Below are 13,335 nucleotides of genomic sequence, written 5' to 3' on the forward strand. Positions count from 1 at the left end.
TGCCTGCAAGACAGGCGCTCAGGACAGGCTCAGGGTGAACGGGAAGAAAAAAGCGCGCGGGCTGCGTCCGATTTAACGCAGCGCGCTCTAGAAGAAACTGCTCGAATCCACCCCGGCCAGGCTGTTGACCCCGACAAGCTGGACGCTCTGTTCGAATGCGCCGTCGCCATTGGCGTCGTAGAATATCCAGCCGTCCGTCGACCCGGCGACGAAAGCCACATGATTGACCCCGGCGGTCATATTGGCGGCAGCCAGCGCGTCGGAGAAGCTGTTGGTGGCAATGGTCCGTTCGGCATAGTCGACGGCGGGCAGGGAGCCGTTCAGGAAGTCCAGGTCGATGCGGTCGCCCTCGCCCGCCTTGAAGTCGGTGATCCGGTCATAGCTCGCCGTGTTGAGCGTCGTGTCGCCGCGGTTGAACAGGAAGACATCCGCCTCCGTCCCGCCGGTCAGCGTGTCCTTGCCTGCGCCGCCGATCAGCGTGTCGCTGCCCGCGCCGCCCTTCAGCGTATCGCCGGCCGCCCCGCCGTCCAGCAGGTCGTTGCCCGCGCCGCCGTCCAGGCTGTCCTGCCCGTCCTCGCCATAGAGCCGGTCGTCGCCGCCATTGCCCAGCAGGGTGTCGTTGCCCAGGCCGCCCCAGAGGCCATTATTGCCGCCATTGCCCGTCATGCTGTTGGCGATGTCGTTGCCGATGCCGTCGATCGGGTCCGTGCCGGTCAGAATCAGCTTCTCGATCTCGGCCGCCATTTTGTAGCTGACGGAGGCGCTCACCTGATCGGTCCCCTCGCCCGCCAGTTCGACAATCAGGTCGTCATTGGCGCTGTTGCCGTCGTCGGACCAGCTGTCGACGATATAGCTGTCATTGCCCAGCCCACCGGCCATGTTGTCGGCGGCCGTGCCGCCGTCCAGATAGTCGTCGCCCAGCCCGCCGATCAGCATGTCGCTGCCGTCGCCGCCGAAGAGGGTGTCGTTATCGTCACCGCCATCCAGCGTGTCGCCGCCGCCCATGCCATAGAGAATGTCCGCGCCCGTCCCGCCCGACAGAATGTTGGCCGCGTCATTGCCGGTGATCGTGTTGGCCAGATCATTGCCCATGCCGTTGATCGCCGCCGCGCCGGTCAGCGTCAGCTTTTCGACATTGGCGGCAAGGCGATAGCTGACGGAGGCATAGACAAGATCGCTGCCGCCCCCCGCCAGTTCGATCACCTGATCGTCATTGCCGGCAAAGCCGTCGTCCGACCAGGTGTCGACATAGAAGATGTCGTTGCCTGCGCCGCCATCCATATAGTCGGCGCCCGCCCCGCCATCGATGACGTCATTGCCGGCAAGGGCGTAGATGGTGTCGTTGAGGGCAGTCGTCTGATAGGCGAGCACGGTGGTCGTCGGGCCGATCATGTTGTTGCCCGATGATCCGGTGATCGTCCTCCCGTTTTCCGCGACATCGGTGATGGCGATGGACAAAAGCTGATCATCGACGTTGCTGCCGTCGGTTGCGCGCACCGTCACCTGATAGACGCCGTCGCCATCGGCATCGAGCCGGTTCTCATAATCGGGCGGGTTGATGAAGGACAGTGCGCCGGTCACCGGATCGATGGTGAAAAGCGCGGCGTCCGCTCCCCCTGAAATGGCGAAACCGGGGACGGAGCCGTCCGCATCGGTGGCCGTCACCACGGTCACGGCGCTGGCATTTTCCGCCATGCTGATCGACGCCGAGGCGCCGCCGCCATTGGAGGTTATGACCGGCGCATTGTCGTTCAGATTGGTAATGCCGATGGCCAGGGTCTGCGAGACGCTGTTGCTGCCGTCGCTCGCGCTGACGATCACATGGTAGAGGCGGTCGCCATTGCTGTCGTCCGGCGCTTCATAGTCCGGAGCCGTCCTGAAACTCAGCGCGCCGGTCTGCGGGTCGATGGTGAACAACGCCGCGTCAGCGCCGCCGCTGATGCTGTAGCTGAGCGCAGCGCCATCCGCGTCGCTGGCCTGCACGATGGCGGCAAGCAGGCTGTTTTCCGCGACGGAGAAGGCGACCGAAGCCGCCCCGCCATAAGAGGTCAGCACCGGCGCATTGTCGTTGAGATTGGCGACCGCGACTGCCAGCGCCTGGCTGTCGCTGTTGGTGCCGTCGCTGGCCTGCACCACGACATTGTAGATATTGTCGTGATCGGCGTCGGCGGCGGCTTCATAATCGGGTGCGGTCTTGAAGCGGAGGACGCCGGTTGCCGCATCGATTTCGAAGAGCGCGGCGTCCGCTCCGCCTATGATGGCGAAGCTGATCGACGGGCTGTCGGCATCGGTGGCGGTCACGCCGGTCACCGCCGTCGCATTCTCGTTGACGGTGATCGCCGCGCTTGCGCCGCCGCCATTGGAGGTGATGACCGGCGCAAAACCGTCCGGCACATCGTTCACGGTCACGGAGAGCGTCTGCGTGTCAACGCCGCCATTGCCGTCATTGGCGGCAACGATCAGTTGATAGACATTATCGCGGTCCGCATCGGCCGGGCTTTCGAAATTGGGCGCTGTGAGGAAACGCAATTCGCCCGTCATCGCGTCGATCGCGAACAGCGCCGCGTCCGCGCCTCCCACGATGGAGAAGGAGACCGTCTGTCCCATGTCGGGGTCCGTCGCGGTGACGGTGGTCACGGCGGTGCCGTTCTCATCGACCGCCAGCGCCGCGCTGGAGCCGCCGCCGTTCGAGGTGATGACCGGCGGGGCGTTCAGCGCGGTGGAAGGCGTCGTCATGTCCGCGAACTGGAAAAATTCCACGTTGCGGACTGTCTTGCTGCCCTCCGGAGAGCCTGCACGCTGGTCGACCGCGACATAGCTGCCGTCGGTCTGGAGCGTGAAGACATAATCCATCCGGTTGCCCGAGAAGACGAGCGTGTCGACGTCCGCGCTGCCGTCGATCACGTCATTGCCCGCGCCGGCGAGGATCGTGTCGTTGCCTGCGCCGCCATGCATATAATCGTTGCCGCTGCCGCCATCCAACATGTCGTCGCCGGTGCCGCCATACAGCTCGTCGCTGCCCGCGCCGCCATAGAGCTGGTCGTTCCCGGCATCGCCGTTCAGCGTGTCGTTGCTGTTGGTGTCGGCATCGTCGCCATGGAGAATGTCATTGCCCGAGCCGCCCGACATATTGTCGCCGCCGGCCTGGCCATAGAGGATGTCGTCATCGTCGCCGCCGGTCATCCTGTCGCTGCCGCGCCCGCCATAGAGGATGTCGTTGCCCGTGCCGCCGTCGATGGTGTCGTCGCCCGAAATGTTGTTGAAGCCCAGATCGTCGCCATAGAGCAGGTCGTCGCCCGCTCCGCCGGAAATGGTGTCGCTGCCGCGCCAGCCGAAGATGATGTCGTTGCCGCCGTCGCCCTGAAGATTATCCTTGCCCGCGCCGCCGATGATGACATCATTGCCGAGGCCCGCCTGGACCAGCACGTCCTTGGCATAGTCGATCCCGCCCGCCCCATGCGCCGTCAGGTCGATGATGTCGTCGCCGTCGCCCAGCCAGAACTGCTCGATATTGTCGAAGCTGCCGAAGCCGCCTGCGATCACGCCATTATTGTAGAAGATCGCGTCGGACAGGTTGGACCCGTAGATGACGTCCGTGCCGGTGCCCCCCATCAGCAGGTCCATGGAAATCTGGATGTTGCTCGCCGTCAGTTGATAGGCGGCGCCGCTGCCGGTGAGAATCGCGGAGTTCCAGACGAGTTGCGCCAGCACCGCATCGGGGCGCACCGTATCGAGATTGGCGAGCCGGGTGAAGGCGAAGAACTGGTCCTTCTCACTCCCTGCCGTGATGGTCTGGCTTCCCACCACGTTGAAGAAATTCGCCATGCTCGCCCCCTGTCCAGCGTCCTTGTGAAAGGTCCGGAATCCTTAGCGGCAAATCGGGCGGAAGCGGTGGGGTCTTAGGGATAGCGCCTACACCTTCGGGAGTGCGCCTATGGGTGTAGGAACAACGTCTACTGCTCGCGGAAGGAGCGCCACATCGTATCGGCAAGGGGATCGATCATATATTGCAGCGCCGTCCGCCGCCGCAGCGGCACGACCACCTCCACCGGCATGCCCGGCTTCATCGCGAAATCGCCTTCCCGATATTGCCGGATCAGCGCGATCTGATCGGGGGCGATGGTCACTTCTCCCGCGAAATAGGCGATGCCCGTCTTCTCCTCGACGAAGCTGTCCGCCGATATGCGCGTCACCTTGCCCTCTATGATCGGCAGGCTGCGTCCCGGAAAGCCGGCGAAGCGTATCTCCGCCTTCTGCCCCACCGCCAGATCGTCCACATCGGCGGGGGAGAAGCGCGCCTCGATCACGACGGCGGAATCGCGCGGCACGATGTCCATCAGCGTCTGTCCCGCCGCGATCACCCCGCCCACCGTATGCACGCTGAGGCCCACCACCGTCCCGCTCACCGGCGCGCGCACCTGCGTCCGGGCGAGTTCGTCCCGCGCCGCGCTCCATTTGGGCAGCACGTCGCCCAGCAGCGCTTCGGCATCGCGCAGGTCGGAGGTCACCTTTTCCTGCAGATTCTGCTTCGCCTCCAGCGCCTTCAGCCGCGCTTCGCCCACCATATTGGCCGCACTGTCGCGCGCCGCGCTCAGGCGACCGCGCTGGCCGATCAGGTCCGCCCTGGCCCGCTCCAGCGCGCGGATGCGCGTCTTGCTGACGAAGCCCTTCTCCGCCACGGTGCGCAGGCTCTCCAGTTCGTCGGTGATGAGCCGCTCCTGCTCGATCACGGAGGCGACCTGCTCGCGATAGCCCACGGCCTGAGACCCGGCCTGGCTCCCCTCATGCATCGCCACGCCCTGTTGCGTGCCGAGCAGCGCCGACCGCGCCGCCATCTGCGCCTGCTGCGCGCGCGTCGCCGCCTGCGCATCGGCGCGGTCGTCCCCGGTCAGCGTGCGGAACTCCACCGGCGCCTCCATCCCCGTCCCGGCCTGTTCGGCGCGCAAACGGGCGCGCTGGGCGATCAGCCAGATCGCCTGAGACGCCAGCACCCGTTCCTGCGCGGCCACGGCAGGCGCGGCGAGCCGGATCAGAACTTCGCCCTGCCGGACGCGCTGCCCCTCCTTCACCAGGATCGCCGCGACGATGCCGCCGTCGCGATGCTGCACGCTCTGCCTTTGCCCGGCCACGGTCGTCCGGCCCGGCGCCAGCGCCGCCGCGTCCAGCCGGGCAAAGGCCGCCCAGCCGAGGAACAGCAGGAAAAACGCCGCCGCCACCAGCAGCCCGCCGCGCACCTCCGGCCTGGGGTCAACCGCCACCGGCGGCGGCGGGCCGGGCGGCGGCAACAGCAGGGGCCGCGTGGTCCGCATCAGCATCAGGCCGCTCCCGCCACGGGCGCGGGACGGGGACGGGTCAGCGCGCCCAGCACCTGATCGCGCGGCCCGCTCATCCGCATGCGGCCATTGTCCAGCGCGAGTATGCGGTCCGCCGGTCCCAGCAGGCCGGTCCGGTGCGCCGTCACCATGATCGCTGCGCCGCGCGCCTTGGCCCTGGCCAATGCCGCGATCAGTTGCGCCTCCCCATCGGAATCGAGATGCGCATTGGGTTCGTCCAGGATCAGCACCGCCGGGTCGCGGAACAGGGCGCGGGCCAGCGCGATCCGCTGCGTCTGGCCCATGGACAGCCCCATGCCGCCCCAGCCCAGCACGGTGTCATAGCCCTGCGGCAGGCGCAGGATCATCTCATGCACGCCGCACGCCTGTGCCGCCGCAATGACGTCGGCGTCTATCCGCGCGTCGGCGTCCGGATCGGCAAAGCGGGCGATATTGTCGCGGATCGACCCGGCGAAGAGGGAAAGTTGCTGCGGCATATAGCCGACATGCACCGCCAGCGCATCGCCGTCCCATTGCGACCGTTCCGCCCCGTCGATGCGGATTTCGCCCCGGTCGCAGGCGATGGCGCCCGCCACCAGCCGCGCCAGCGTGGACTTGCCCGCGCCGCTCGCGCCGATCACCGCCACCATCTCCCCCGGTCCGACCGTGAAGGAGAGGTTGTTGAGGATCAGCCGTTGGGAATGCGGGTCCTCGATGGTCACGCGCTCCACATCCACCTGGCCTTTCGGGCGAGGCAGGCTGGTCTGGGGCATGTCGTCCGCCGCGCCGTGGAGCCAGGCCATGACCTCCCCATGGGAGGCCCTCGCCGCGACGAAGCTGCGCCAGCTTCCCACAAGCTGGTCGACCGGCGCCACCGCCCGCCCCAGCAGGAAGGAGGAGGCGAAGATCGCGCCGCCGGAAATCTGCCCGTCTATCGCCAGCAACGCCCCCAGTCCCAGCGCGCCGGATTGCAGCATGTTGCGCAGGAAGCGGCTCACCGCCATGCGGCTGCCAGCGGCGAAGCTGGCCTCCGCCTGCCAGCCGAGCATGTCCTCCCGCTCCGCAAGGTGCCGTCGGACCATCGCGCCCTGCATGCCCAGCGCCCGCACCGCTTCGGCCCCCTGCATCGTCTGTTCCTGGCTGCTGTAGGACAGGTTCGCGGCGGCATTGGCCTGCAAAAGGGGCCGGCGCGTCGCCCGGTCGCTGGCCCAGGCGATGGCGACCAGCGTCAGGCTGCCTGCCAGCGCCATCAGCCCGATCAGCGGGTGAATCAGCGCGCAGACGAGGATGTAGATCGGCGTCCACGGCGCGTCGAACAGCGCGAACATGGCCGGACCGGTCAGCGTCTGGCGGAGTTGGTCGCATTCGCGGATCGGCTGGCGGCTCCTGCGCACGATCCCCTCCCCCGCCTGCTGGCGCAGCGTGGCGGCGATCAGCGTCCGCGCCAGCCGCCGGTCCAGCCCGATGCTCGCCCGCACCAATATGCGCGAGCGGATATATTCCAGCAGGGAGAGGGTGGCATAGGCCAGCAGCAGCGCCACCGTCAGGAAGGCGAGCGTGGTCCCGCCCCGCGTCGGCACGACCCGGTCATAGATTTGCAGCATGTAGAGCGTCGGCGCGAGGAACAGCAGATTGGCGAGCGCACTGAACAGCGCCGCCCAGAGGAAATGCCGCTTCACCACGCCCATCATGGCCGCAACGCTTCGTAGATGGCGCAGACCTTGGCGCAATGCGCGGCCTCGCTGAAGCGGGCGCGGGCATCGGCACGGGCGCGCAGGGCCATGGCGCGGACGTCGCCCGGATCGGCGCAGGCCCGGGCCAGCGCCCCGGCGTCGTCCGGCTCGACCAGCAGGCCGATGCCGCCCTCCAGCGCCTCGACATTGCCGCCGGACCGGGCGGCGACGATGGGCGTGCCGACCAGCATCGCCTCCACCAGTGTCCGCCCGAACGGCTCGCCCACGGCGGGCACGACCAGCCGGTCGCAGGCGGCGATCCAGAAGGGGCCGGGCGTGCGATAGCCCATCACCCTCACCCGATCCTCCACGCCCTTTTCCGCGATCCGCCTGCGCAGGGCGATGTCCATGGCGGGCACGCGCGCCTCCCCGAACATCAGGCCCATGACCGGCCCTCCCGTCGCGTCCGTCAGCCGGGCGATCATGTCGACGAACAGCAGGGGCCGCTTCCTCGGCACGAAAGCGCCGAAATAGCCCAGCAGCAACGTATCGGGCGATACGCCCAGCTCGCGGATCAGCGCGTCCCGCGCTCTGGTCCGGTCCACTTCCAGCGTCGTGTCGAAGGGACTGTGGATCACCGAGGCCCGGTTTCGCGCCGACCAGATGCCGGCGGGCGGCAAAGCGAAGGACGAAACCGCCAGCACCCGATGCGCCAGCGCGGGCGCGAGCAGGCGCAGGCCCAGCGCGCCGGGATCGCCGCGATGGTGCCAGATCAGCTTCGCCCCGGCCAGCCGCGCCGGCAACGCCCAGTTGGCGCTGCTCCGTCCGTCATTGACATGGACGATGTCGACCCGGTTGCGCCGCAGGAACCGGGCACGCGGCAGAACGCCGCCCAGCGTCCGTCCGAATTTCCGCAGGGTGAAGGCCTCGCCCGGCACGAAGAGCCCGTGGGCGGCAGGGTCGTCCATCTGCTCATGCCCGGCGAAGAAATTGGCGATCATGCCGCCGGGCACCTCCGTCACCACCAGCGGACGGTAGAGCGCCGGGTCGAGATGCCCGATCAGCCCCCGCACCGAAATATGGCTGCCGCCGATGCTGTCTCCGGAAAAGGGGAAGCAGATGCGCAGGCGCTCGTCCGGCGCGGCATCCGCAGGCGTCAGGCGGGGCAAGGGCGCATTCATGGCGTCACCCCGTCCATCAGGTCGCGCGCCCGCTGGTCCAGAAACTGGTCGAGATTGGCCAGCCCGTCTCCGTCGGCATCGGCCCATGGATCGGCCTTGCGCGGATCGGCGCCATGCTCCGCCTCCCACCGGTCGTCCATGCCGTCTCCGTCCGCGTCGGCATAGGGCTTCCCCGGTTCCGGATCGTCGATCAGGCCGGGCTGCTTCACGATATGCCCCTTGCGCTCGCGCACCTGCTTGACGATCCGCCGGTCGAACGGGTCGCGGGGGAAGGCGCCGGCGTCGCTCAGCACCGCCTTGTAGGCCGCGTCGGCCGGTTCGGCGGCGATGGTCGGCGGGCAGGGCGGCCGGTCCACCTCCGCCGCCTTCAGCAGGGGAGAGAGATGGACGAAATCGCCGTCGAAACGATTGTCGGCCAGATAGACCTTCGCCGTCCCCTTCGACCCCATGACGTTGCGCGCCACGCCGATCGTGTCGGGCCGGGTGTTCCGCCCCGCGACGAAGCTGTTGCCGATCAGCGAGACGGGCACGCCGCCGAAGCTTTCCCATATCTCCGCAAATTCCGACTGGCCGTTATAGAGGATGTTGTTGATCACCTCCGCGCAGGAGCCGGGGGGGAAATTGAGGTCCGGATTGCGGTCGCCATTATGGGCGCAGATATTGCCGATGAAGCTTAAATGCTGCGGCCCCCTGGGATCGCTCGCCAGCAGCGCGCATTTGTCGTGCCGCGGTATCCCCTCCGCGAAGATCGAGTTGCTGATCGTGATCCAGTCATTGTCGCCATAGCCGTTGATCAGCTCGTCCCGCGCCCAGCTTGCGCTCACATGGTCGATGATGACCTGATGGCTGTTCTCTATGGTGAAACTGTCTTCCGACCCGCGATGGGCGCCGGTGCGGTCGTTGCGGACGCGGATATGGCGGATGACGATGTCGTGCGTGTTCTTGATCAGGATCGGCGTGCGCCCTTCCGCGCCGCCCGCATGGGCGATGACGATGCCGCCGCCCGGCGCCGTTTGCCCCGCTATGGAGAGATAGGGGTTGGTTATCACCGGCGGGCGCGTGGTGAAGCGGATCGTGCCGCTCACCCGGAATATGCAGACGCGCGGGCCCGTGGCTTCGATGCAGGCGCGCAGGGAGCCCGGACCGCCGTCGGCCAGCGTATCGACGGCGATGACCTGCCCGCCGCGCCCGCCCCTGGCCGCCGCGCCATAGCCGACTGCGCCGGGAAAGGCGGGTTCGCCCCTCACCGGCTGCGCCCGCGATTCGCTGCCCGCGCCCGAACAGCCCGCCATCACAATGGGCAGCAGCATGCCGATCAGCCGCCGCCTCATGATTCGTCCCCGCTGCGCAGCGCATAGCCGTAACGTCGCAGCAAGGGCGCGCACAACAGGGTGAAAAGCCGCTGCTTCCACCCCGGCATTTCGCGCTTCCACTTGTCGTCGCCCTTGATGCTGAGCGATTTCTGCATGCGGTGGCGGCTGCCCGCGACCTGGTGCTGCGGCGCGAAGGGGGTAAGGCCGGTGGCGGGCAGATGTGGCATTTCCCCCACCAGCGCGACGATCTGGCCGATAATGCCGCGTGGATCGTCGACAAAATCCTCATATCGCACCCGGATGCAGCGCCCCGGCCCGACCCGGCGGCACAGCATCTCCGCGGCGATGTTCACCATCGACCAGCGCAGGGCGGTGTAAAGCAGGGGCTTGGGCCGCAATTCGCGCTGCACCCCCTTCTCGACGCTGCGGCCATGCCCCTTCATCAGCGACCAGGCGACGCCGCGCCCGTCGCGCACCACGTGCACGACATGCAGGTCGATGCCCGGCATGGCGGCCAGCGCAAAGGCCCGGCCGGGCAGCTTCGAGGAATCGACCAGTATCGGCCGCCCCGACACCAGCGCCATGCCGCGCAGCAATTTCACGGTCCGGCGAGCATGGCCCCGCCATCCCGGCAGCCGCAGCAGCCGCGCCGGGGCCAGCAGCGCCTCCGTCCGCTCCTGTGCGCGGCGGTAACGGGCCAGAAACCCATCCGGCTCGCCCTGCGTCCAACCCGTGACGATGGCGCGCCATTGCGGACAGTGCCGCACCCGCGCTCCGCAGGCGCAATATTCACCCCGGTCCCAGACATGCCGCGCCAGCGTCGTCACCTCACCCGCGCCCATGATCGCCGGATGCTCGCCCAGCGCGATGTCGAGCAGGGTCGTCCCGCTCCGCCCATAGCCGGCCACATAGATCAGCTTGACCGGTCCCTGCCGCGCGGCACGAGTCGAAGGATCGACGGTCCGCTCCACCGTCGCCGGCGGTTCGCTGTCGCGCAGGGGCAGGATCGCATCCGTCACCAGGCTTATCCTCGTCGCACGAGACGCCTGCCGGTCCGGCGGCGCTCGGGCTGCCGTTATCCCGTCAGTCCCAAGGCCATTTCAACGGATCACAAGGCTGATCCTCCGGCAAATTCGGATAAGGCGGGCTGGCTGGAATCGCCCGATGCCCTGCCCCGAAGGGCGTTTGCGCGGAGCGGTCGCCAGGCCCAGCCTATGCCACCGTGACGACTCTCGCCAGCCCCGCCTCCCATGGTCCAGCATCCGCCGCCGCGACGGATATTTTCGCGGCGCATGAGGAAATCTGGGACAGGATCGCGCGCTGGTGCCTGATGACGGCGATCTTCCTCAGCGGTTGGGGCCTGCTGCGCGTCGGCCAGATCAATCTCACCTTTTCCGACCTCTTCTTCCTCATCAGCTTCTCCATCTCCGCGTTGCGCGGGCGGCTGAGCGTCACGCCCTTCCGCTCGCTTACGCCCTTCTGGCTTGCGGGGCTGGTGATGATGCTGGGCGGGCTGTTCATCGGATCGATCATCAACGGCGATCCGCTGCGCTGGGTGAACATCGCCCTGCAATATACAGTCGCCTTCCTCTGCATCCCGATCCTGCTGATGCAGCAGGAGGAAGGCACGATCCGCAAGGCGCCGCTGATCTTCATGCTGGGCATCGCCTGTTCCGAAGCGGTCGGCATCGCCGCCAGCGCCTTCCTGACCTATCACGACACGCTGCACTGGCTGGGCGACGGCTTCATCACCGGCAATGGGCGCCTGGGGTCCATGGCGGGCCAGCCCAATCCCAACGGCGCGGTGGTCGCCTTCTCGCTGCCGATGCTGCTCTATTCGATGCGCCATCGGCTGATCGGTGGCCTTGCCGGAGTCGCCTGCCTGATCCTGCTGCTCTGGGGCCTTATGCTGAGCGCGTCCTTCACCGGATTTTCTGCCTCGCTGCTGGCGATCTTCACCACATTGCTGCTGATGGGCGTGCGCTACATCTTCCGCCTGGGGCTGGCGGTGGCGGTGGCGGCCGGGCTGTTCTTCGCCAGCGGCGCCCCGCTGCCCAAGGCTTTCCAGGAGCGCGTCGGCAATGCCGTGGAAAGCGGCGACATCAACCAGGCGGGGACATTCCTCAACAGGTCGCAGCTCATGGAGGAAGCCTGGGGCTTTGCCGAGGACTATACCGTCATCGGCATGGGCGTGGACCGCTATCGCGAACTCAGCGCCTATGACAATCCGGTGCATAACCTGTTCCTGCTGATCTGGAACGAGGGCGGGGCGATCGCCTTTTGCGGGCTGATCGTCCTGCTGGGGCTGATCGCCCTGCTGGCGGCGAACGGACTGCGCACCAGCCGCGACAAGGGCGCAATGGCGGTGGCGGTGGTGCTGGTGTTCCTGATCTACACCCTGTCCTACCCGCACATGTATTCGCGCATGTGGGTGATGCCGGTGATGGTGGCGCTGGCGACGATCTATGTCCCCCGCAAGGCAAGGCCGGAAGCGGCGCGGCTGATCTATGCGCGGCCTGTCGGGCCGCAGCCCCTGCCTGAATTATAGGCAAGGACGGGATTCAATCGGTTTTGCCCATTGAAACGCGACATGCTCCCGCGAAGGCACTCACCCAATGGTGAAAATCCCTGTCCCCTTCATTACTGTCTCCGCTTAAGCCGACCCGATCAGCAGCGTCACATTGTCCGTCCGCGGATCGCCGCCGGTCTGGCCGGGTTTCTCCACATGCAGCACGCGGTGCAGCACGTGCCGCATGCCATAGGCCTGCGTCGCCATGCTGCCGGGGAAGACGGCCAGCGTCGCGCGGTCGATCGGCAGGTCTATCCATCGCCCGCCGGCAAAGACCTGCGTCAGCATCTGCGTCCGTTCGCCGCACAGGGCGGAAAAATAGCGATAGTCGAAATGCGCGCCCTCGATCAGCTTCTGGCCCGGCGCGATGTCCCTGCTACGGTCGCGGCGCAGCAACAGGCGGTTGATGCCCTGCAACAACCGCCCAAGGACCGGCACATCGGCCAACAGGCCATAGAGGTCGGACAGGCCGCGCGGGCTGAGCACCCCAGCCGCCTGCCACCGCCTTTCATCCAGCGCGCAGCCCGCACGGCCCCAGCGCCCCAGGGAATTGCGCGCCAGCGCGCCCAGCCGCTCGAAATCGCCCGCGCTTTCCTGATATTTCAGCCTTTGCACCACGACATGGAAATCCCCAGGCGGCGTCCCCTCCGGCGCGAGCGCCGCCATCAACCGCCAGCCGATGGCCCAGCACCGGTCCAGCAGCGCCTGACCGGGCGCATAATGCTCCCCACCCTGCACGAAATAGGCAGGACGCACGGTGGCATGATCCTCCCCCGCCTCGCGTGACAGGGCCATTTTCCGGGCGATATAGCCATGGCGTCCGGGCTGGAAGTAGAAGAGGTCGCCCAGGCTGGCGGTGATGTCGCCGCTGCCATGATAGTTGCGGGCGATGTCGACCAGCGGCGCTTCCCAGGGCATCTGCTCCGCCCTGTCCTCCAGCAGGCCGTGCCACAGCTCGGCCACGATTTCCGGACAACGCACCAGCACCGCGGCATGGCCAGCCCCGAACAGCCGGGCGAGCGATCCCGGTTCCAGTTCCTGATATGCCAGCTCCGCGATCATGGCCGGTCCCCTCGTGCGGAGCGTTCTTATCCTCGATCAACTTTCGCACAATGGCGCGGAATGGGGCGATCCGGAATAGTCAGACACGCATCAGAAATGTGAAGGCTCAGGACCCATTGCTGACGGGTTCGAGACGCCATCGATGGGTTTTCGGTCAGGACAGGACATGGGCCCCCGCCTTGATCCGAAGGGTTTAGCACCTATGCGCATCGCCGGTCCCCGATG

At 67.2% G+C, this 13,335-nt stretch carries 8 protein-coding genes; 1 reads left to right on the forward strand and 7 read right to left on the reverse strand.

What is annotated here, in order from left to right; translation table 11 throughout:
• Positions 1–87: 87 nt before the first annotated feature.
• The 6 genes from EGM87_RS13555 to EGM87_RS13580 all read right to left on the reverse strand — a co-directional run bounded on the left by EGM87_RS13555 (position 88) and on the right by EGM87_RS13580 (position 10,498).
• Positions 88–3,825 carry a calcium-binding protein gene (locus EGM87_RS13555; protein WP_137710157.1) on the reverse strand — a complete coding sequence of 1,246 codons (3,738 nt, stop codon included), beginning with the start codon at positions 3,823–3,825 and terminating at the stop codon, positions 88–90.
• A gap of 128 nt (positions 3,826–3,953) precedes the next feature.
• The gene (locus EGM87_RS13560; RefSeq protein WP_137710156.1) at positions 3,954–5,315 is read right to left on the reverse strand and encodes an HlyD family type I secretion periplasmic adaptor subunit; all 1,362 of its coding nucleotides are present in this window, start codon (positions 5,313–5,315) and stop codon (positions 3,954–3,956) included.
• Positions 5,315–7,003: a type I secretion system permease/ATPase gene (locus EGM87_RS13565; protein WP_137710155.1), complete on the reverse strand. Its 1,689-nt coding sequence runs from the start codon at positions 7,001–7,003 to the stop codon at positions 5,315–5,317. Before EGM87_RS13565 ends, EGM87_RS13560 begins: the two co-directional genes overlap by 1 nt.
• Positions 7,000–8,166 carry a glycosyltransferase family 4 protein gene (locus EGM87_RS13570; protein WP_137710154.1) on the reverse strand — a complete coding sequence of 389 codons (1,167 nt, stop codon included), beginning with the start codon at positions 8,164–8,166 and terminating at the stop codon, positions 7,000–7,002. The genes EGM87_RS13565 and EGM87_RS13570 overlap by 4 nt, the downstream gene beginning before the upstream one ends.
• Complete coding sequence (locus tag EGM87_RS13575; protein ID WP_137710153.1) at positions 8,163–9,497, reverse strand: pectate lyase family protein; 1,335 nt, start codon at positions 9,495–9,497, stop codon at positions 8,163–8,165. Before EGM87_RS13575 ends, EGM87_RS13570 begins: the two co-directional genes overlap by 4 nt.
• Positions 9,494–10,498 (reverse strand): sulfotransferase family protein, encoded by a 1,005-nt coding sequence (locus tag EGM87_RS13580; protein WP_137710152.1) that lies wholly within the window; start codon positions 10,496–10,498, stop codon positions 9,494–9,496. Before EGM87_RS13580 ends, EGM87_RS13575 begins: the two co-directional genes overlap by 4 nt.
• Positions 10,499–10,701: 203 nt before the next feature.
• Here EGM87_RS13580 and EGM87_RS13585 point away from each other — a divergent pair, with 203 nt between their 5' ends.
• Positions 10,702–12,027 (forward strand): O-antigen ligase family protein, encoded by a 1,326-nt coding sequence (locus EGM87_RS13585; RefSeq protein ID WP_044660458.1) that lies wholly within the window; start codon positions 10,702–10,704, stop codon positions 12,025–12,027.
• A 105-nt stretch (positions 12,028–12,132) separates the two neighbouring features.
• Here EGM87_RS13585 and EGM87_RS13590 read toward each other — a convergent pair whose 3' ends face one another.
• Entirely contained in the window at positions 12,133–13,110 is a 978-nt protein-coding gene (locus tag EGM87_RS13590) for a 2OG-Fe(II) oxygenase family protein (RefSeq protein WP_044660459.1), read from the reverse strand.
• Positions 13,111–13,335: the final 225 nt, after the last annotated feature.

The sequence above is a fragment of the Sphingobium sp. RSMS genome (assembly GCF_005406185.4).
Classification (GTDB): Bacteria; Pseudomonadota; Alphaproteobacteria; order Sphingomonadales; family Sphingomonadaceae; genus Sphingobium; species Sphingobium fuliginis.